A 20,154-nucleotide genomic window follows, 5' to 3' on the forward strand; every position below is an offset into this window, starting at 1 on the left:
GTATCATATAAAAAACAAAAAAGTCAAAATTGTTTCATTATTTTTTCAATGTAGTTTCAAAACCTTGATTTGGATGTTCTGGAATTAATAAAGATAATAAAAAAGATAAAAATGCAATTAAAGCCCCTATTATAAAAACAAGTGAATTTGAATATAACCAAACAAGCCCTAATAATACAGGTAAAAAAACTGCTGCTATATGATTTATAGTAAATGAAACTGCACTAGCACTTGCTATATCTTTTGGATCAGCTATTTTTTGAAAATAAGTTTTTAAAGCAATTGCCATAGAAAATAAAAGATGATCAACAACATATAAAGCATATGCCACATAAATATTTTCTACAAAAGCATAAGAGATAAAAACTATAATAAGTCCAATATACTCAAATCGTAAAGTTTTTCGTTCCCCAAACTTTGTAATAAATCTTCCAATTGCAGGTGCGAAATACATATTTAATATAGCATTTACAAATAATAAACTTACCATATTATGAATATCTACACCAAACTTTTCAACTAATAAAAATCCTGCAAATACTACAAAAATTTGTCTTCTAGCCCCTGCTAGAAAAGTTAAGAGATAAAACAACCAATACTCTTTTTTCACTTTCAATTTTTTTTCTTGAATAACATCATCTTTAAAATGTTCAAACATTATCCATGAGATAATACCTACTACAAGGGTAACTGCTCCAAAAAAAGCATAAACATATTTATACTCTATAGAATAAAACTTCATCATAATATATATTAAAACAAATACTACTAATGAGGTAAAAGATTTTGCTGCTGTAATTTTCCCAAGTATTATTGGAGCTTTCTCTTTACTTAGCCATTGTAAAGATAATGACTGATTTAAAGTTTCTAGATAATGAAAGCCAACTGACATAATTACAGTTGTAATATAAAGACCTAAAGCTGTAGGGAAAAAACCAGTTAAAAATACACCCATTCCCAATAATATCATAGATAAAAAAGCAAGCCTTTGTTGAGCAATAAAGATTATTGCTAAAACAACAGTAAATGCTAAAAATCCTGGGATCTCCCTAAGACTTTGTAAAATTCCAATTTGACTACCATTAAATGAAGCAACTTCTATAACAAAGTTATTTAATAAACTCATCCACGCTGAAAAAGAAAATACCATTGAGATGGACATTACATAAAGTAAGGCAACCCTTGATTTAAATAAATTATTCATATATATACTTTAAAATTTTTCGCCATAATATCAATTAAAAAGCAAAAAGTCAAAATAATTTATCTATTTTATTATATCTACTAAAAAAGCTCCTCTAAAATCATTTAAAGCATAACCTATTGCTTTATCAGTTGGATACATTTTTAAAATAATATCATAAGCCTTTTCATCTCTAATTGTGTTTGTGCCGTGACATTTTAAACATATTGCATCAACTTTTATTGGCTTATATACTTGATAATGATTTGGTGATTTTTGTTTAACAATCATATCAAGACTTTGATTTTTCTCAAAATTATTCTTTAATTGATTTAAAACTAGTAATTCTTCTTTTGAAGCTTTATTATTGGGATTTCTTGGTTTACTAGTTATTCTTTTTAAAGAGATACCCTGCGGCAAAGTTTTAAAAACTTCTTGTGCTAAATCATGAGAATTTGTTGAACAAAAAGTTGCTGCATTAGGTAATCCACCATTTGATATTTTTGAAGAAAGTGTTTTTTGAAAAGCACCGCCTACTACCTTTATAGCATCTAAAGCTTCTTTTTTCATCTCTTTTTCTTCAAAGTTATTTTTTGAAATTTCTGTAGGTTGATTATTAGAACAAGCACTAAATACTAATGTTACACCTATTGTGAATGTGATTAATTTTACTATAGTTTGCATATCATATCCTTATGCAAATTATAATATAAACTTAATTTTAAAAAGTTTATTCTTCTATATAAATAAGCTAACTATAAGTTTAATAGCCATTAAAGATAATAAAATCTTTAATACCAGTATAAATTTTTTACCATCGATTTTATCTCTTAATTTTGTTCCAGCCCAACTTCCAATAACAGCACCAATTATCATAGCAACTAAAATTCCTAAATAATCAAAAAATACAAAACCAAAAAATATAAAAGTGATAACTTTTAATGTATGTGTTATACTTTTTAATGCTGCTGCAGTTGATACAACTACATGCTTATCATTATAATCTTTTACCAAAAGAGTAGTAGCAATTGGTCCTGTGGCACCAACAATTAATGAAAGTCCACTTTGTAAGAAACCTACTAAATAATAACTTTCAAATCTTTCAATTTTTTTATTAAACTTATCACTCCATAAAGAGAATAAAATATATAAACCAATAAACAAAGGTACATAAGTTAAAGAGATAAAATAAAGTATTGTTGCAAAGAAAGAAACTCCTAATATTGAACCAATTAAAAATTTTGGTATAACTTCAACCTTAACATCTTTCCAGCCAAAAACTGCACGACTTAGGTTACTTGACATTTGTGTTAAACCATGTACGGGAACAATTGCATTTACAGGTAAAAAACTAGGAAGAACAGCAATTAATATCATTCCCCCGCCAAGTCCAACAATTCCCGCAATAGTTGATGTAAAAAAAGTGATTATTCCTAAAAGTAATTCTGTAGACATTTTATATCTTTATTAAAATTTTTTCGTAAAATATCATGTTTAGACTTAGTATGTAAAGTTTTTGTAATAATACGAAACAAATTTAAAGGAAATATAATGAAAAAGTTCAAAACTGTAACATTAATACTATTATTAAATACTTTTGCTTTTAGCTATGAAAAGGGTCAAATTGATATGCATGGAGGGAAAAGTGACTCTATGATTCAAAATAAAGGATTTTCTCAAAGTTTTAATTCTTTAGGTGATAATAAAAAACCAAATAATGAAATTAAAAAAGATGAAAAATTTATAAAAATTGATGATATTGAAAAAATTAAAGATGTAAAGGAAAAGAATGACTAAATACAAATTTGTGTCATGGAATGTAAATGGAATAAGAGCAGTTGACAAAAAAGAAGCTTTGAAATGGGTTGATGAAGCAAATATTGATTTACTAGGTATTCAAGAAACAAAATCAACAAAAGAGCAAATTCCAAACTCTATTTTTGAAAAAGAGTATAAAACTGTTTTTGCTTCTGAATCTGCGATAAAAGGTAGAAGTGGAACTGCACTTTTTACAAACTTAGAACCTACCTTTACTTGTAATTGTCCAAGTGTGGATATTCTTGATGAGGGAAGAATAAATGAAGTTCATTTTACTTTAGGTAATAAAGATATTGCTTTTTTTAATGTATATTTTCCTAATGGTCAATCAAAAGAGGAAAGACTAGTTTATAAAATGGAGTTTTATGATAGATTTTTAGAGCATTGTGAAAATCTTAAAAAAGAGGGAAAATCTATCATAGTTTGTGGAGATGTAAATACTGCTCATACTGAAATAGATATAGCACGACCTAAAGCAAATGAAAAAACTTCAGGTTTTTTACCAATGGAAAGAGACTGGATTACAAAATTTCTAGACCATGGATATATTGACACTTTTAGACTTATTAATGGTGATATAAAAGATAAATACTCATGGTGGTCGTATAGAGCAAATGCTAGAGGGAACAATGTTGGCTGGAGAATCGATTATTTTTATGTAAGTGAAGATTTAAAAGATCATGTAAAAGATGCATTTATACTAGATGATATTATGGGAAGTGACCATTGTCCTATAGGAATTGAAATAGAGATTTAAAAAAGTATTAGAGAACTTTCTCTAATACTTTTTAATCATCAAATTCACAAGGTTTATTTTTACCTAAAATACATCTATGTGAAGTTTTAACTACTAAATATCTAACAAACAACAAAAAGATAATTACACCTGAAATAACCATAATATTAAAATTGTTTGGAGAGGTAAAAAGGGCATTCCAAGAATCAATATTCTTATCATTTATTTTTACAACATTTACAATTAATTCCCTTAACGCTAATATTACAAATGCATCAACTAAAGTTGTTAATATGACCCTTTCTTCTCTAATATAATTAACTACTGCCCTAGTAATTTCTAAAACAATTACAAAATAAAGCATATAGATAATAGCATCCATCAATCTATCCATAAATAATGCAACTGCAAAAATTATAGAAGCTAAGGATAACTCAACATAAAATTTATTTGTGCTAATTAGTGATTTAATCATAAATTTCCTCTTTATATAATTGTTGCTTTTATATTTAACCAATCGCTTGGTATTTTCGTTAGATTTCTATTTGGAGAAGCCATATAAATCAAACTTGCTAACATAGCTCTGGCACTATTATCTCCACCTGCTTTTGCATTTTCTATTAACATTTGTTTAAAATCATCATATTTACATAATAGATGAATTACCCCTTGAAAACCACCATCTATATCACATGCTGGTCCAAAACCTCTTATAGCATCAAAAGTATCATCAGTTTTTGATGCAATACCACTATAAATATACGATTGTAATTTTGTATCAAATCTATCTTTTAAAGAAAGAATAGCTTCTTCAATATTCTCACCCTCATAAACTTTTAAAAATAGTTCACCAAAGAATCGTGAAGCTTCTAAAGCCTCTTTTGTATTGTGTGTACAAGATACAAACTTAGAAATATTTTCTAAAAACTCCTCTTTTGTTTTAGAAACCAATAACAATGGAGCGATTCTTCCAATGATTGATAAATCAGTTGAAGAACTTCCCGTTGGCTTTATTCCTTTGCTTATATTTTCTAAAGTACCTTTTGTTGCACCATCAATATAACCATTGTATATATCTATTTTACTTTTCCAATAATCAATATATTCATCTACATTAAATTGATTTTTATCTTCTAAAAATTGGTATAACCAAAATGTTTGATCACCAAAATGAGTAAACTCTCCTGCAACTTTACCTCTATGCCAAACACCCTTTGCATCATTTAATAATTCCCAATTAATATCAAGTTCACTTAATTGTTTTTCATCATAAATCCAATGGGTAGCCAAAGAGTATGAATCTGCTACAAGTGTACTTAAAACCAACTCTTTTACTTTTTTATTATCAAACATTTAATCCCCTTAATTTTTATTAGGTTTTAAAATCTCATACCCAAATTCTATTGTTTTTGTTTCATTTGGTTTTAGATTAAAATCATAAGTGATTTTACCATTTTTTTCTAGCTTTGTTACTTTTGTTGAACCAATAAGCTCTATTTTAATATCCTCATGTTTAGATACTGGAACTCTCTCTATTAGTGAAACAAACTCTTCTTTATTGCTGTTATTTTTAATTTCATATTTCCATATTTTTTGAGTTTTTAATCTATTTAAACTAAAAAATGGCTCCTCTTTCATATCTTTTATAAGTTCTTTTTTTACATCAATAAATCTATTATTTGAAAAGTATAAACTATTGTTTTCATCTTTTTTTATACCATTTAAATTTATTTTTCCAATATATGAATCGTTTAAATATAGTCTTGAATTAATAAATCCATACAGTTTATCACTTTTAAAATCAACTTTGTAAAAAGCTTTAGAAGAAGCATATCCATCAATTTCTATAGAATTATTTGCTTTATATTTTTCATTTGAAAATAATACTTGTTGTTTTTTCCCACTTTTTAAAGTAACATTTAAAGCAGTGAAATATGACCTAGTTGTATCTTCATTATATTCATAACTAGGTGCTGATGCCATATCATTAAATCTTTCAACTTTTGCCTTTTTTATCATCACCTTTGAAGAGCTCAATGCAACAGGCATATCTAAATCTAGATATTGTGGATAAAATTTTCTAGGTTGAACCGTATCAACATATGAAAAAGAATAAAGATTTATATCTATATTTTCAAAATCAACTCCAGTTGATTGAGTTATAAAATAAGAATTTTTAATCTCTAACTCTTTTTTATTTGAGTTGTAATTTATATCATAAAGACCATCTTTGTTAATATTATTTAAAGGGTAATAAACAAAAACATCTTTCTTACACTTTAAATCATAATTTAAAAAAGTACTGTTTTCAGTGTTTCTTCTTTTTAGAAGTTCATTGAGTTCTTTTTTATCCTCTTTTATAAAACCTTCTAGCTCGTAAATATAATTGTAACTTTCTAAAACCTCTTTTTTTAAAAAGTTTGAACTTTCTTCAAACATCTTTGAATTACTTACAGAATTTAATGAAGTCTTTTCTAAAAAAGCTATATTACTTTTTAAGGCTTTAATCCTATTTTCTTTATAAACAATCTTATCTTTTGCTTCTGAAATCAATTTTGATAATTCATCACTCTCTTCTTTATTTTCTAAAGTGTAATCACCTATTGAACAATTATCCTCTTTTAAAAATCTTATATCCTCAATATTAACTTGTCCTAGTAGTTTTTGAGTATGTTTTTGAGAATCCAATTTTTGTTTTACAAAAGTTAAATTTTTATAAATATCTAAACTTTTGATATCAACATTTGCAAAAATTGATGTAACGAACATCAAAAATATGAGTAACTTTTTCATCTTATCTCCAATTTTTATAGTTTGTAAAAGATGGAAATTGAGTTTTAAACTCCTCTTCATCAAAAGAGAAAGCAAATCCATCCATATATGAGTTTAACAATTCATATGCCTCTTGCAATTCTTGAAACTTTTCATCACTACCATTTGGCATATCAGGATGAAGTTCCTTTGAAAGCTTTAAATACTTTTTTTTCAAATCTTTTTTTGATGTCTTAGTTAAGATACCAAATAAATCAACTGCTTTTTCAAAATCTTCATAATCCATTGTTTTCCCTAATATATTTTATAAATGTGTAAAATCTGTGAAATCATAATACTTTATAAAAATTAAAATCTCTTTAATAAGAATATTTCAAACTATCAATTAATAACTAATAAAAACACTAAAAATAACTTATAAAAGCTTATAAAACTAAACTTACTATAATAAACTAATTATTGATTTTAATAATATTATTTAGTTACATTTTTTAACATAAATATGAATAAAATAGTATAATATAATCAAATTTAATATTAATAAAACTACATATGTTAGAATTGTTTTTATTAGGAGTGGGGTATGGAAATAATTAATAATGAACTAATTTTAGATGATAAATCTTTTTTAGTTTCGGAAACTGATGAAAAAGGTATTATAAAGTTTGCAAATGATGAATTTTGTGAATTTGCTGAATATACCTTAGAAGAACTAGTTGGCAATCCACATAATATGGTAAGACATGAAGATATGCCAAAGGCTGCTTTTGAAGACTTATGGAAAACTGTACAAAGTGGAAACAAATGGAAAGGTTTTGTAAAAAACAGAACAAAATCAGGAAAATTTTACTGGGTATTTGCAACGGTTTTCCCATTTACCTCCTCTGATGGATCCAAAGGTTATATCTCTTGTAGAAGAAAAGCTTCAAGGAAAGAAGTTGATAAGTATACTATGCTTTATGCTGAAATGAAAAAGGGAGAATAGCCATGTTTAATTCTATTTTATCAAATATAAAAATCAAAAGAAAATTAATTTTACTAATTGTTATCCCTTTTTTATTAGCCATAGCTTTCTCATTAATTTTTATTTATGATAGTTATGAAAAAAAGTCTGAATATCAAAAACTTAATGAAATCATGAAAGTTTCAACATCAATATCTCTTCTAATTCATGAAACACAAAAAGAAAGAGGTATGACAGCGGGATATATTGGTAGTCAAGGTGGAAAATTTAAAGACAAACTACCTGAGCAAAGAAAATTAACAGACAATAGACTTCAAGAGTTTAAATTAATTTACGAAAATTTAGATAAATCTATGTTAAAAGAAGATACTTTAGCTAAATTTGATAAGGCTTATGATGATTTTAGTAGATTAAGTTCAACAAGAAATGATGTTACAGGATTAAATATAAAAATAGGTGATGCCTTAGCATACTACACAAATATGAATGGTGTTTTGCTAAGTATAATTCCATCATCAATGAATCTAGTAAAAGATAAAAAAATCTCAAGAAAGGTACTTGCATATTATAATTTTTTAATGAGTAAAGAAAGAGCAGGAATTCAAAGAGCTGTTGGAACAAATATGCTTGCTTCTAAAAAACTAAACCTTTATAATAAATTTCTATCACTAGTTGTAGTTCAAGAAACTTTTATGAATCAATTTTTAACATTTGCAATAAAAGAGTATAAACAAACTTATCAATCATTATTAAAAGGTGATGATGTAGATGAAGTAAAAAGAATAGAAAATGAAATTTTAGATAAAAAACTTGAGGCAGAAGCAACTTATTGGTTTGCAAAGATTACTGGTAAAATCAATATTCTTAAAAAAATTGATGACTCAATCTCAAAGGAGATTATAGAAAGCTCAAAAAGCAAAATGGATGAGATTTCAAATATGTTAAATACAAAAATATTTCTTTTGATTCTATTTTTCTTAATTATGGCACTAATCTCTTCTATGATAAATAAAAATATCAGTGATTCCCTTGATAAAGTTTATGGAGGTTTTTTAGGTTTTTGTAACTATATAGAAAGAAAATCAAATGAATTTGAGCCTATAGATTTAGAAGGGAAAGATGAGTTTTGTGACCTTGGAAAACTTATTAATAAAAATGTAATAGATATTGCTGAGTCAACTGAATTAGATATGTTATGTGCAGGTGAAACAATTTTAACATTAAATAAAATGCAACAGGGTAATTTAAACTATAGAATTTATAATCCAGCATCTACTCCACAAGTACAAACATTTGTTAATATTGTAAACAAAACAATGGATGAACAACAAAAAATGTTTAATGAGATATTATCTGTGTTAAAAAAATATGTTCAATATGATTATAGTGAAAAAATTCACTTAAATTCTAAAATGTCAGGTCAATATAAAGAGTTAGTTGAGGGTATAAATTCTGTAAGAGATTCTATTGTTGAAATGCTAAATGAAAATAAAAATCAAGGTGAAATATTAAGAAACAACTCTAACATTTTATTAAAAAATGTTGATTCATTAAATACAAACTCTAATCATGCCGCGGCTTCTATTGAAGAAACTTCTGCTGCTATTAATGAAATTACAACAACCATAAAAGAGAGTACTAGAGATGTTCACCAAATGTCTGAATTCTCAAAAGAGTTGTTTGTTGTCTCAGAAAATGGTCAAAAACTAGCACGTGAAACTACCTCTTCTATGGATGAGATTAATTCTGAAGTTCAAGCTATTAATGAAGCTATTTCATTTATTGACCAAATTGCTTTCCAAACAAATATTCTTTCATTAAATGCTGCAGTTGAAGCTGCAACAGCAGGAGAAGCAGGAAAAGGTTTTGCAGTTGTTGCTCAAGAGGTTAGAAACCTTGCAGGAAGAAGTGCAGAAGCAGCAAATGAAATAAAAAGATTAGTTGAAAATGCTGCAACAAAAGCAAATCAGGGTAAAAATATTTCAGCAGAGATGATATCTGGTTATAATAATTTAACTCAAAAACTAAATCAAACAATTGAACTTATAAATAGAGTAGAATCATCAAGTAAAGAGCAAGAGAGTAGGATTATTCAAGTTAATGATTCAATTGCATTACTTGATAGACAAACCCAAGAAAATGCGCAAATTGCAGCACAAACAAATGATGCATCTATTGAGATGAACAAAATCTCAAATAGAATTGAAGATGAACTAAATAAAAAAAGATGGTAATAGTTAAAACTACAAGATATTAATCTTGTAGTTTTTCTACAGTAGCATAAATAGCATCTACTAATTTTTGTAATTGCTCATTTGTAGTTATAAATGGAGGCATAATATAGATTAACTTCATAAAGGGTCTAATCCAAACACCTCTTTTTACAAACTCTTGTGTGGCTTTTACCATATCTACATTTTCATGTAATTCAACAACTCCAATAGCACCTAACACCCTAACCTCTTTAACTAAATTAAGGTTTTCACAAATAATTAGATTCTCTTTTAAATACTTTTCAATTCTTAAAACATTTTCCTGCCAATTGTTTTCTTCTAATAAATCAATACTAGTTGAGGCAACTTTACAAGCAAGGGGATTGCCCATAAACGTTGGGCCATGCATTAAGATATTTCCATCTTTTTCTATCCCTTGTGCAACCTCTTTTGTTGTAATTGTTGCAGCCATTGTCATATATCCAGCAGTTAAAGCTTTTCCAATTGTCATAATATCAGGGACAATATTTGTATGTTGATAAGCAAAAAGTTTTCCAGTTCTTCCAAATCCTGTAGCGATTTCATCAAAAATCAATAAGACGTTGTATTTTTTTGTTAATTCTCTTAAACCTTCTAAATATTTTGGAGAATAAAATCTCATACCTCCAGCGCCTTGAACTATTGGTTCAATTATAACAGCGGCTATATTTTCATGATTTTCCTCAAGAAATTTTTTTATCTCATCTAAGTCACTTTTATCAAACTCTTCATCAAATTTTGATTTTGGTTCACTAACAAAATAATTTTTTGTTAGAAATTCACTAAAAATTGTATGCATTCCTGTAACTGGGTCACAAACAGACATTGCACCAAAAGTATCACCATGGTACCCTCTTCTAACAGTTAAAAATCTAGTTTTTGTATTATTATTTTTTTTATAGTGGTATTGTAATGCCATTTTCATAGCAATCTCAACAGAAACAGAACCAGAATCACAATAAAATATTTTTTCTAAGCTATCATCTAGTAAATTGAGTAGTTTTTGAGTTAATTCTATTGCAGTGTCATGGGTTAAACCACCAAACATCACATGGGACATTTTTGATGTTTGTTCATTTATTGCTAAATTTATTTTTTTATTATTGTATCCATGGATAACTGACCACCATGAAGACATTCCATCAATTAAAGAGGTACCATCTTCAAGATTTAAATATACTTCATTTGCACTTTTTATTTTGATTGTATCTTTTGGATTTAAAACAGAAGCGTAAGGATGCCAGATATGTTCTTTGTCTATATTTGTCATAGTGTCCCTTTAAAAAAAATGAGGGCAATTATACCCTCATTTTACTTTTTGGACACTTTTATAAGTGATTAAGTTTTTATTTCATTAATGGGTCAGCAAGCCCCATAACATACATACCAATAAGTCCTAAAATACCAGCTACTAAACAATAATAGATAGTAGGAATAATTGTTCTTCTTAATGTTTCACCCTCTTGGTCAAGTAAACCAACAGTTGCACTTGCCGCAACAACATTATGAATTGCAATCATATTACCAGCTGCTGCACCAACTGCTTGAAGTGCAACCATAAATGCAGTTGAGATACTTAAAGCATCAGCCACACCAAATTGGAACTGAGATAACATCATATTTGAAACAGTATTAGAACCAGCAATAAAAGCACCTAATGCCCCAACCATTGGTGCAAATAATGGATAAATATCACCCACTGATACTGCTACCCAGTTTGCCATTGCTACAGGCATAGAATCAAATCCTGCTGCGTTTACACCTGAGTTAATTAAAATTCTAACAAGTGGAATAGTAAATATAAGTACAAATCCTGCTCCAAGCATAACTTTTGAAGATTCACTTAAAGCCTCTTTCATCTCTTTGAATTCCATTCTATGTAAGAAGTAAGTAATTAATACAACAAATACTAAAATACCACCTGGAAGATATAATGGAACAATAGAATAACCTAAACCTTCACCTAAAATATCTTTAAATGGAATAACCCAAGATTTTGCAATTGCCATAGCATCAGAACTTACTCTAGTTAAAACTAAAATTGCAGCAACTAATAAATAAGGAATCCATGCTCTAGTTAAAGACATATCAACTTTTTCATTCATAGCATCCATTTTGATTTCTAATTTAGATACCCAGTGAATTGGCCACTCCTCTTTTGGAGCAAAATCCCAAGTGTTTTTAGGAACTAAGAAACCTTTTTTAGCCGCAGTTGTAACAATTGCAAGTCCAACTAAAGCACCAATTAATGATGGGAATTCAGCTCCTAAGAATATACCTGTTAATGCATAAGGAATTGTAAATGCTAATCCACCAAAAATAGCAAATGGAATTGCTGATAAACCTTCTGTCCAAGATTTATTTTTACCAAAAAATCTTGTCATCATCATAATCATAAATAAAGGAATTAATGTACCAGTAATCGCATGTACAATAGCAACTTCACTAGTGATAATTTGTAAATATGTTTCCCAGTTAGAACCTAAACCTTGTAGTGTTACTGCAATACCTTCAGAGTCTAAACCTTTATTTACACCGATTAAAATTGGAGTTCCAACTGCACCAAATGATACAGGAGTTGATTGAATCATCATACCAATCATTACCGCCGCCATTGCAGGGAATCCAATTGCAACCATTAATGGTGCAGCAATTGCAGCAGGTGTTCCAAATCCAGAAGCACCCTCAATAAATGAACCAAATAACCATGCAATAATTACAACTTGAATTCTTCTATCTGGTGAGATATTGTTAAAACCTTGTCTAATTACTTTAATAGCACCTGAGTGTTTTAAAGTATTTAACAATAAAATCGCACCAAAGATAATCCATAAAACTGCTATTGTGATTAATAGCCCTTGAATAGTAGAAGCTAATACTCTGTTGAATGTAACTTCCCAAACATATAATGCAACAGCTGTAGTAACTAAATATACAACTGGCATAGCTTTTTTAGCTGGTAATCTGAAACCAACTAAAAGAATTGCAGCTACAATAATTGGTAGTGCTGCAAAAAAGGCTTGTGTACCTATTTCCATCTTCTTCTCCTTCTTTCGTTAGTAAAATGATAAATCAAGGAAATGAAAAACGCATGATAAATTGTCATATGTTTATTATTTAAACAACTTTTAAGCATATGTCAACAGTTTTATCACACAAATATCATATGACAAGAAAAAACTACACAAAAGAAACACATTAAAAGGGTAAAAATAGTATAATCAAATTCAAAAATTTTAAGGTTATTTACAACAATATGGGTAGAGAATTAGCATATATTATTAGTAGTTTAATTAAATGGGGAATATTTTTCGGAATACTTTATTTGATATTTACAAATTTTGGAACATTTTTAATTATAGTTTTTGTTTTAATTGCAGTGGCTTATTACGCTTTTTATCAGTTTAAAAAGAAATTTAAAGAACAAGTTCATAATCAAGGTTTTAGATTTACATTTAATGGTCAAGATTTTAGTTCAAATTCAAGTAGTAACGGCGGGTTTGATTTTAGGGAATTTGAAGAGAGATTTAGACAAGGTGGTTTTAATCAAGGTAATTTTAATCACGGAGGGTTTAACTCTTTATCAGAGCTTAGTGAAGCAAAAGATTTTTTCGGCTTTACAAGTGATCCAACAAGAGATGAGATAAAAAGAAGATATAAAGAGTTAGCTAAAAAATATCACCCTGATATAAATAATCATGGTGATGGATTGATGCAAAAACTAAATCACTATAAAGATGTACTTTTAAAGGCATTTCCTAATTAGGAGATTAAGATGTTTTTAAAAAGATTGAACTATTTTTTCTTAAGTATTACAATCTTAGGTTCAATCTTTTTAGTCTACTCATGGATTAATACTTACAATTTTAAGAACAACCCCCTTGATGAAAAGATAGTTAAAAAAGTCAAAGAAAAACAATATTATCTAGAAAAACTAAGTTACCAAAAATTTGGAATAAATAGAAAAATCCCTTTGATTATCTCAGATAAAATGCCCTCAAAACTTTTTGGTGCAGCTACTTATTCTAAAAATGGACAAATATCTATATACCTAAATAAAAAAAGATTTAAAGAAAGCTCTGAGTATATGATAAATGATGTATTACCCCATGAATATGCCCATGCACTAATGTTTGTAAAAGGGTATTTTACAGATGAAAATGGTGGACACTCTAAACAATGGCAAAATATTTGTATAGAACTAGAGGGTATAAACTGTAATAGATTTGTTGACCATGATGATGTTATCATGGGTAAAAGTATCTTTTTTTAGTATTAACTAATCAAAAATCCATACTAAAAGATTCTAAATATTGATAAAATTCAAAAAAGGATTTAAAATGATATTAAAAATATTAATGACACTTGTATTAAGTTTGTCATTTTCATTAGCAAAAGGGAATGAAATGAGTATTTATGACTTTAAAGTAAAAGATATAGAAGGCAAAGAGATATCAATGTCAAAGTATAAAGACAAGGTTTTACTTATTGTGAATGTTGCTAGTAAATGTGGTTTTACAAATCAATATGAAGGATTGGAAAAACTTTTTGATAAATATAAAGACAAAGAGTTTATGGTTTTAGGTTTTCCATCAAATCAATTTGCTAACCAAGAACCAGGAACAAATAAGCAAATTCAAGAGTTTTGTTCCCTAACTTTTGGAGTAAAGTTTGATATGTTTGCTAAAATTGATGTTAATGGTGATAATGCAGATCCTTTATATGTTTATTTAAAAGAAAACGCACCTGGTTTTGCAGGAACAGAAGCTATAAAATGGAATTTTACAAAATTTCTAATTGATAAAAATGGAAAAATTGTTGAAAGATATGGTTCTATAACCACTCCTCAAGAGATTGAACCAAAAATTGTAGAACTACTAAAATAGAGTTTTTTGCCCTATTTCTATTTTTTCTACCTTTTTTATACAAGAAGATTCATCAAATAAAACCTTATTTACATTTGATGAAACTTCGTAAAGTTCAAGTTTTTCACTTGAATATATATTAAAAAGTGAATTTATCTCTTTTAAATTTTCATCATATAACCATTTTGAAAAATCTTTTTTTTCTAATACCACTGGCATACGATGATGAATCTTCCCTAACTTTTCATTTGCATCACAAGTAATTAGTGCAACGGTAACTATTTTCATATTTAAATCAATATCAAAATATTCATCCCAAATACCAGCAATAGCTAAATAATCATCTTTACTATCTTTTACAAAATATGGAGTTTTCTGTTTATCTTCTACTTCCCACTCATAAAAACCATTTATAGGAATAATACAACGTCTATATCGAAAGGAATCCCTAAAATAAAGCTTTTCAAAAATAGATTCACTTCTAGCATTTATATTCATACTTTTTTTATCTTTTGCCCAAGAAGGGATATATCCAAAATGGGTATATAAATAGTTTCCATTGTTTAAAAGTGCAGGTATTGGCAAAGTTGGAGCTATATTATATTTTGGCAATAAAGCCCCAACCATATCATTTTTTATTAAATCTTTTGAGTCCTCTTTAAATTTTTCATCATCAAAAATAGCTAAACGTCCAGGCAACTATTGAACCTCATCTCTTGGAACAAAATCTAAAACTGTTGCATTGATACAAAATCTTCTATGCCCCATCTCATCAAAAACATGACCTAAATGAATTCCACTTTTTTTAGCTAATACTTCTGTTCTAATCATTCCATAACTTAAATCAGTTTTTTCAATAGTTGAACCATCAACTGCTTTATAAAAACTTAGCCATCCAGTACCTGAATTAAATCTATCTTTTGTATCAAATAAAATTTCACCTGACAATTTATCTACAAAGACTCCATCAGGAGTATTTTTAAAAATTTCATACTGTTTACAAAACCTATTGTCAGTGCCTTTATTAAAAGCTACATTATAACTTTCAGTATCCTCACCTAATTTGAACTTTCCAAAGACTTCATAAAACTCTTTACTACTTAAGTAACCTTTGTGAGAGAAGACCTCTTTTCCATCTTCAATAAATAAAATTGTTGGTGTTGCATCTAGTTTTGTTTTTATTTCAAACTTATCCAATTGTTTTGAAACTGCTTTTCTTATGGGAAGTGTACCTTTATAAGAAGATAAAACATCCTTTTCAAACTTTTCACAATAAGGGCAATAACCTTCTGACTCCACTACAATAATCTCTTTATCGCCTAAAGGTAAAAGAACAGGATAATTTATCTTTTCAGGTTCAAATTTTATTCCTGTAGCATGGTTTGGACAGTAGCCATTTGGATTGTTTTTCAAATAGTCTTGATGATAGTTTTCAGCTTCCCAAAACTTTTGTAGAGGTTGTATTTGTGTAACTATTTTTCCATAATCAGCTTGTTCTAGGAGTTTTTGATATTTTACTTTAGTATTAAAAGCTGTTTCTTTTTGATAATTGTTTGTATAAAAAATTGCACTTCTATAATTGTTTCCAATATCATTACCCTGACGATTTAACTGCGTGGGGTCATGAATTTCCCAAAATGATTTAATAAGTTCTTTTGCATCAATCTTGTCTTTATCAAACTTTACAAGAACACCTTCTGTATGATTTATTATAGTTTTATTATTTGACATTCTATATTTTAAAACTTGATTATATGTTGGATTTTCATAATTACCACCGACATAGCCAGATTTTACATCAACAACCCCAGGAATTGATTCAAAATGTTTTTCAACACCCCAAAAACATCCTGCAGCAAATACAATTTCAGCAATCATAATAAATCCTTTAAAACTTTATAATGGAAATATATCACATAAATGTTTACTCTATGTGAAGTGATATTTTAAATCAACTTATTGAAAACTGATTTTTGTAGTTTTCTTCAAGGGGTGTTTTATCTTTATAAGAGATAATATTTCCAATTTGGATTTTTATTTTTAAATTTTTTGTTCTTTTATTTATAGCTTCTTTTAATACTTCATTTGCATTTGTTTTTATATATACAGGCAAAATATCAAGCCTATTTTTTAAAGCAATAATTCTTGAACCATCTTTAAATGAACTAAGTGGTGTATTCTCTTTGTTTCTTGTACCTTCAGGAAAAATATAAATTGAGTGACCCTCTTTTACAACCTCTTTAGTCTCTTTAAAAAAAGATGACATATTTGAAGCTTCTCTATCTAAAAGAATAGAGCCAGCATTTTTAACAAATGAGCCAAAGAAAAAAGAGTTATACAATTCTTTTTTTGAAACCCAAAATCCATTGATTTCACTTTTTTCTAAAGCTAACTCGATAATCAATGGGTCAATAATACTTCTGTGATTTGAGATTAATAGATATTTACCCTCTTTAGGTATTGCTTCTTCATTTAATACTTCTACACTAATATTTAGCTTATTTAAGAGTGTTTTAGAGTATTCTTCCCTTAGACTTATTCTTTCTTTTGATGTTTTTGCTTTTTTTAGTTTAAATCCATAACTGTTTGTTAGATATGTGGCATAAATTGCCATGCTTATTTGTTTTAAATTCAATAGTATCCTAATATATTTAGAGATTGAGAGTTCGAATCATACCAAAGCTATCATGTAATATCAATTAATCAAAATCTATCAAAAAAATAAAAATTTTGCTCTTAGTTAAATTAGATTTTATTATATTACATTATACTTCCACTTTTAAAATATTTTGGGGAAAATAATAATGGGAAAATTTATAAAAACATCAATGCTTTTTATATTATTTTTTGTAAACAATAGCTTTGCAAATAATACACTAAAAACTGCCATTGAAAAGGAAAAAATCTTAATAGGTTTTTATGGAAGACCCAATACAAAATCTCTTGGTATCTTAGGACAAAGTAGTTTAGATGAACTAGTAAAAAAAATGCACGAAAAAAAATTATTTTATGAAAAAGAATTAGGTGACAAATTTGAAGTTCAAATGGCATTTCATATTATCTATGGATTAGCTACTCCTGATGCAGGAAGAAGAAATGATTATATGCTAAGACTATCTCACAAAAGTTTAATGAACTTTATCAATAGAGCAAAGAAGGAAAACTTTAAAGTAATAATAGACCTTCAAATGGGAACAAATAGCCCAAGTGAAGCAGTAAAGATTGTATTAGAATATCTTAAATATGATAAAGTACACCTTGCAATTGACCCAGAATTTAAAATCCCAAAACATAGAAGATATCCTCCGGGAAGATATGTAGGTCATATATTTGCTCAAGATTTAAATGAAGTACAAAGATTAGTAAATGATTATATTCAAGAGAATAATTTAAATAAAAAAGAGTTAATAGTTCATATGTTTCATCCAAGAATGTTAAGAAAAAAAGATGAAGTTGAAAAATTTAATAATGTGAATCTAATCTATAATATAGATGGGCATGGGAACCCTGCCGTAAAAATAAAAATTTATAATAATCTTTATACTCAAGAAGAACTAGATATTGCAAAAAGTGGATTTAAAATATTTTATGAAACTGATACAAAAATCATGAGTCCAAAAGAGATTTTAGGTTTTGAAGAGAGTTTTGGTAGAAAAATTTGGGAAAAGCCTTATTATATAAATTATCAATAAACTACTCCTTCAGGTTAAGATATTTTTGATATAATCCAAAAATGAATTTAGAAGAGAAACTAAAACAACTACCTAAAGATGCTGGAGTATATCAATACTTCGATAGAAATGGAAAACTACTTTACATAGGAAAAGCAAAGGTTTTAAAAAACCGTGTAAAGTCATACTTTAAATTTACTCCAAAACTTCTACCATCTGATAAACTAAGCCCTAGAATTTATAAGATGATTAGTGAAGTTGAGTCTTTAGAGTGGATTGTTGTACCAAATGAGCATGATGCTCTTATTTTGGAAAATTCTCTTATCAAACAGTTAAAACCAAAATACAATATTTTACTTAGAGATGATAAAACCTATCCATATATTTATATAAATCTAAATGAAGATTTCCCAAGGCTTGAGATTACAAGACGAGTATTAAAAGATAAAAATGTCAAATACTTTGGTCCCTATTCTACTGGTGCAAGAGATATGCTTGATTCTATTTATGAAATAGTTCCATTAGTTCAAAAAAAATCTTGTATCAAAGGTAAAGAGGCTTGTCTTTTTTACCAAATAAAAAAATGTCATGCTCCATGTGAAGGAAAGATTACAAAAGAGGATTATGCAAAACTTATTGATGAAGCATTGGGATTTATTTACAATAAAAACAAACTAATTTCAAAACTAACATCAAAAATGGAAGAGTATAGTAGTGAATTTAGATTTGAAGAAGCAATGAAACTTCGAGATAGAATCACAACAATCAAAAAATCTCAAATCCAAACAGGTATGGATTTAGCTACAAATGAAGACATAGACCTTTTTGCAATAAGTATCAAAGACAATAAAGCTGCCTTAGTTAGAATGTTTTTCAGGGACGGGAAACTTGCATCTTCAAACCATGATTATATTAAACCAAATAAAGAAGATATTACAATTGATATAAATGAAGCCTATGAAAGAGCCATTGTAAATTACTATGATAATGAAATTCCACTTTTACCAAAAGAGATTATCGTTGCCCATGATATAGAAGAGAAACAAGAGATTGAAGAGTTTATTCAAAATAAATTTTCAAAAAATATCCCAATAACAAACCCAAAAAGAGGAAAGAAAAAAGAGATTGTTCAAGTTGGACTGAACAATGCAAATGAACTTTTAAGACTAAGTGGTGCAACATCAAAATCAGTTTATGATGAGATAAAAGAGCTTTTTAGCTTAGAAAAAACACCTTATAGATTTGAGTGTTTTGATAACTCTCATATGATGGGACAAGCAACAGTTGGAGCAATGGTTACTTGGGAAGAAAAGTTTGTAAAGTCTGATTTTAGACATTATAACCTTGAAGCTAAAGATGAATATGCCCAAATGAGAGAAACTCTAATAAGAAGAGTTGAAAGTTTTGAAAAAAATCCTGCTCCTGATATGTGGGTTATTGATGGGGGAGAAACACTTCTTAAACTTGCCATTGATATTAGAAATTCTTGTGGAGTAAATCTTGATATTTGTGCAATTGCAAAAGAGAAACTAGATTTCAAAGCCCATAGAGCAAAAGGAAGTGCAAAGGATATTGTATTTTTTGAAAATAATGGCGAAATAGAAAAGCTTGAACTTCTTCCAACAGATAAAAGGCTACAATTTATACAAAGACTTAGGGATGAAGCCCATAGATTTGCTATATCATTTCATAAGAAGCAAAAAAGAAAAGAGGATAGTAAAATTTCACTCCTTCAAATCAAAGGGATTGGAGAAGCAAAGGTAAAAAAACTTCTTTTATATTTTGGATCTTTTGAAAATATAAGAAATGCAAATAAAGATGAATTAAAAGATGTTCTAAACGAAAAAGATGCTATTCTTCTACAAGAATTTTTTAACACACTTAAGGATTAAC

Annotated in this window: 21 protein-coding genes; 9 read left to right on the top strand and 12 right to left on the bottom strand. The window is 27.8% G+C overall.

Annotated features, from left to right (window positions below):
- Positions 1 to 37: 37 nt before the first annotated feature.
- From FDK22_RS00940 to FDK22_RS00950, 3 genes are all read right to left on the bottom strand, one after another.
- A complete protein-coding gene (locus tag FDK22_RS00940) occupies positions 38 to 1,204 on the bottom strand; it encodes an MFS transporter (RefSeq protein WP_138150899.1) in 1,167 nt (388 codons plus the stop codon).
- A gap of 63 nt (positions 1,205 to 1,267) precedes the next feature.
- Positions 1,268 to 1,867, bottom strand: a complete 600-nt coding sequence (locus FDK22_RS00945; protein ID WP_138150900.1) for a Tll0287-like domain-containing protein — start codon at positions 1,865 to 1,867, stop codon at positions 1,268 to 1,270.
- A gap of 54 nt (positions 1,868 to 1,921) precedes the next feature.
- Positions 1,922 to 2,638, bottom strand: a complete 717-nt coding sequence (locus FDK22_RS00950) for a sulfite exporter TauE/SafE family protein (RefSeq protein WP_138150901.1) — start codon at positions 2,636 to 2,638, stop codon at positions 1,922 to 1,924.
- Positions 2,639 to 2,734: 96 nt separating this feature from the next.
- On the opposite strand from FDK22_RS00950, the gene FDK22_RS00955 reads away from it, so the two are divergent.
- The gene (locus tag FDK22_RS00955) at positions 2,735 to 2,980 is read left to right on the top strand and encodes a hypothetical protein (protein WP_138150902.1); all 246 of its coding nucleotides are present in this window, start codon (positions 2,735 to 2,737) and stop codon (positions 2,978 to 2,980) included.
- Positions 2,973 to 3,758, top strand: coding sequence for an exodeoxyribonuclease III (xth, locus tag FDK22_RS00960; protein ID WP_138150903.1), 786 nt, complete (start codon positions 2,973 to 2,975; stop codon positions 3,756 to 3,758). The genes FDK22_RS00955 and xth overlap by 8 nt, the downstream gene beginning before the upstream one ends.
- A 31-nt stretch (positions 3,759 to 3,789) precedes the next feature.
- On the opposite strand, the gene FDK22_RS00965 is transcribed toward xth, so the two are convergent.
- The 4 genes from FDK22_RS00965 to FDK22_RS00980 are packed head-to-tail and all read right to left on the bottom strand — an operon-like array spanning position 3,790 to position 6,795.
- Complete coding sequence (locus FDK22_RS00965; protein ID WP_171012882.1) at positions 3,790 to 4,212, bottom strand: phosphate-starvation-inducible PsiE family protein; 423 nt, start codon at positions 4,210 to 4,212, stop codon at positions 3,790 to 3,792.
- 11 nt (positions 4,213 to 4,223) lie between these two features.
- Complete coding sequence (locus FDK22_RS00970; protein ID WP_138150904.1) at positions 4,224 to 5,090, bottom strand: ADP-ribosylglycohydrolase family protein; 867 nt, start codon at positions 5,088 to 5,090, stop codon at positions 4,224 to 4,226.
- A gap of 9 nt (positions 5,091 to 5,099) precedes the next feature.
- The gene (locus FDK22_RS00975) at positions 5,100 to 6,530 is read right to left on the bottom strand and encodes a DUF4139 domain-containing protein (protein WP_171012883.1); all 1,431 of its coding nucleotides are present in this window, start codon (positions 6,528 to 6,530) and stop codon (positions 5,100 to 5,102) included.
- Position 6,531: 1 nt separating this feature from the next.
- On the bottom strand, positions 6,532 to 6,795 hold the full coding sequence (locus FDK22_RS00980) for a DnaJ domain-containing protein (RefSeq protein ID WP_138150906.1): 264 nt from the start codon (positions 6,793 to 6,795) through the stop codon (positions 6,532 to 6,534).
- A gap of 297 nt (positions 6,796 to 7,092) precedes the next feature.
- Between FDK22_RS00980 and FDK22_RS00985 the strand changes: the two genes are divergently transcribed.
- Together FDK22_RS00985 and FDK22_RS00990 are read left to right on the top strand one after the other, a co-directional pair.
- On the top strand, positions 7,093 to 7,494 hold the full coding sequence (locus FDK22_RS00985) for a PAS domain-containing protein (protein ID WP_138150907.1): 402 nt from the start codon (positions 7,093 to 7,095) through the stop codon (positions 7,492 to 7,494).
- 2 nt (positions 7,495 to 7,496) lie between these two features.
- A complete protein-coding gene (locus FDK22_RS00990) occupies positions 7,497 to 9,707 on the top strand; it encodes a methyl-accepting chemotaxis protein (RefSeq protein WP_138150908.1) in 2,211 nt (736 codons plus the stop codon).
- Positions 9,708 to 9,726: 19 nt separating this feature from the next.
- On the opposite strand, the gene bioA is transcribed toward FDK22_RS00990, so the two are convergent.
- Together bioA and FDK22_RS01000 are read right to left on the bottom strand one after the other, a co-directional pair.
- Positions 9,727 to 10,995 carry an adenosylmethionine--8-amino-7-oxononanoate transaminase gene (gene bioA / locus FDK22_RS00995; RefSeq protein ID WP_138150909.1) on the bottom strand — a complete coding sequence of 423 codons (1,269 nt, stop codon included), beginning with the start codon at positions 10,993 to 10,995 and terminating at the stop codon, positions 9,727 to 9,729.
- 76 nt (positions 10,996 to 11,071) lie between these two features.
- Positions 11,072 to 12,763 (bottom strand): L-lactate permease, encoded by a 1,692-nt coding sequence (locus tag FDK22_RS01000; RefSeq protein WP_138150910.1) that lies wholly within the window; start codon positions 12,761 to 12,763, stop codon positions 11,072 to 11,074.
- Positions 12,764 to 12,981: 218 nt separating this feature from the next.
- Between FDK22_RS01000 and FDK22_RS01005 the strand changes: the two genes are divergently transcribed.
- The 3 genes from FDK22_RS01005 (at position 12,982) to FDK22_RS01015 (ending at position 14,611) form a co-directional block, all read left to right on the top strand.
- Entirely contained in the window at positions 12,982 to 13,491 is a 510-nt protein-coding gene (locus FDK22_RS01005) for a DnaJ domain-containing protein (protein WP_171012884.1), read from the top strand.
- 9 nt (positions 13,492 to 13,500) lie between these two features.
- Positions 13,501 to 13,998, top strand: coding sequence for a SprT-like domain-containing protein (locus tag FDK22_RS01010; RefSeq protein WP_138150912.1), 498 nt, complete (start codon positions 13,501 to 13,503; stop codon positions 13,996 to 13,998).
- 133 nt (positions 13,999 to 14,131) lie between these two features.
- Positions 14,132 to 14,611 (top strand): glutathione peroxidase, encoded by a 480-nt coding sequence (locus tag FDK22_RS01015; RefSeq protein WP_138151681.1) that lies wholly within the window; start codon positions 14,132 to 14,134, stop codon positions 14,609 to 14,611.
- Here the strand turns inward: FDK22_RS01015 and FDK22_RS01020 are convergent.
- The 3 genes from FDK22_RS01020 to FDK22_RS01030 form a co-directional block, all read right to left on the bottom strand.
- Positions 14,603 to 15,289: an SOS response-associated peptidase gene (locus tag FDK22_RS01020; RefSeq protein ID WP_138150913.1), complete on the bottom strand. Its 687-nt coding sequence runs from the start codon at positions 15,287 to 15,289 to the stop codon at positions 14,603 to 14,605. The genes FDK22_RS01015 and FDK22_RS01020 overlap by 9 nt on opposite strands.
- Complete coding sequence (gene msrA / locus FDK22_RS01025; RefSeq protein WP_138150914.1) at positions 15,290 to 16,468, bottom strand: peptide-methionine (S)-S-oxide reductase MsrA; 1,179 nt, start codon at positions 16,466 to 16,468, stop codon at positions 15,290 to 15,292.
- Between the two features lie 73 nt (positions 16,469 to 16,541).
- On the bottom strand, positions 16,542 to 17,225 hold the full coding sequence (locus FDK22_RS01030; protein ID WP_138150915.1) for a lysophospholipid acyltransferase family protein: 684 nt from the start codon (positions 17,223 to 17,225) through the stop codon (positions 16,542 to 16,544).
- A gap of 169 nt (positions 17,226 to 17,394) precedes the next feature.
- Between FDK22_RS01030 and FDK22_RS01035 the strand changes: the two genes are divergently transcribed.
- Positions 17,395 to 18,282, top strand: a complete 888-nt coding sequence (locus FDK22_RS01035; protein ID WP_138150916.1) for a hypothetical protein — start codon at positions 17,395 to 17,397, stop codon at positions 18,280 to 18,282.
- A 41-nt stretch (positions 18,283 to 18,323) separates the two neighbouring features.
- A complete protein-coding gene (uvrC, locus tag FDK22_RS01040; RefSeq protein ID WP_138150917.1) occupies positions 18,324 to 20,153 on the top strand; it encodes an excinuclease ABC subunit UvrC in 1,830 nt (609 codons plus the stop codon).
- Position 20,154 lies beyond the last annotated feature (1 nt).

The sequence above is a fragment of the Arcobacter arenosus genome, assembly GCF_005771535.1.
In the GTDB taxonomy this organism is placed as follows: Bacteria; Campylobacterota; Campylobacteria; order Campylobacterales; family Arcobacteraceae; genus Halarcobacter; species Halarcobacter arenosus.

Coding starts and splice junctions, on each gene's coding strand:
- msrA (WP_138150914.1), bottom strand. CDS start 16,468: ATGATTGCTGAAATTGTATTTGCTGCAGGATGTTTTTGGGGTGTTGAA.
- xth (WP_138150903.1), top strand. CDS start 2,973: ATGACTAAATACAAATTTGTGTCATGGAATGTAAATGGAATAAGAGCA.
- FDK22_RS01010 (WP_138150912.1), top strand. CDS start 13,501: ATGTTTTTAAAAAGATTGAACTATTTTTTCTTAAGTATTACAATCTTA.
- FDK22_RS00985 (WP_138150907.1), top strand. CDS start 7,093: ATGGAAATAATTAATAATGAACTAATTTTAGATGATAAATCTTTTTTA.
- FDK22_RS01035 (WP_138150916.1), top strand. CDS start 17,395: ATGGGAAAATTTATAAAAACATCAATGCTTTTTATATTATTTTTTGTA.
- FDK22_RS01005 (WP_171012884.1), top strand. CDS start 12,982: ATGGGTAGAGAATTAGCATATATTATTAGTAGTTTAATTAAATGGGGA.
- FDK22_RS00955 (WP_138150902.1), top strand. CDS start 2,735: ATGAAAAAGTTCAAAACTGTAACATTAATACTATTATTAAATACTTTT.
- uvrC (WP_138150917.1), top strand. CDS start 18,324: ATGAATTTAGAAGAGAAACTAAAACAACTACCTAAAGATGCTGGAGTA.
- FDK22_RS00980 (WP_138150906.1), bottom strand. CDS start 6,795: ATGGATTATGAAGATTTTGAAAAAGCAGTTGATTTATTTGGTATCTTA.
- FDK22_RS01015 (WP_138151681.1), top strand. CDS start 14,132: ATGAGTATTTATGACTTTAAAGTAAAAGATATAGAAGGCAAAGAGATA.
- FDK22_RS00990 (WP_138150908.1), top strand. CDS start 7,497: ATGTTTAATTCTATTTTATCAAATATAAAAATCAAAAGAAAATTAATT.
- FDK22_RS00965 (WP_171012882.1), bottom strand. CDS start 4,212: ATGATTAAATCACTAATTAGCACAAATAAATTTTATGTTGAGTTATCC.
- FDK22_RS00945 (WP_138150900.1), bottom strand. CDS start 1,867: ATGCAAACTATAGTAAAATTAATCACATTCACAATAGGTGTAACATTA.
- FDK22_RS00940 (WP_138150899.1), bottom strand. CDS start 1,204: ATGAATAATTTATTTAAATCAAGGGTTGCCTTACTTTATGTAATGTCC.
- bioA (WP_138150909.1), bottom strand. CDS start 10,995: ATGACAAATATAGACAAAGAACATATCTGGCATCCTTACGCTTCTGTT.
- FDK22_RS00975 (WP_171012883.1), bottom strand. CDS start 6,530: ATGAAAAAGTTACTCATATTTTTGATGTTCGTTACATCAATTTTTGCA.
- FDK22_RS01000 (WP_138150910.1), bottom strand. CDS start 12,763: ATGGAAATAGGTACACAAGCCTTTTTTGCAGCACTACCAATTATTGTA.
- FDK22_RS00950 (WP_138150901.1), bottom strand. CDS start 2,638: ATGTCTACAGAATTACTTTTAGGAATAATCACTTTTTTTACATCAACT.
- FDK22_RS00970 (WP_138150904.1), bottom strand. CDS start 5,090: ATGTTTGATAATAAAAAAGTAAAAGAGTTGGTTTTAAGTACACTTGTA.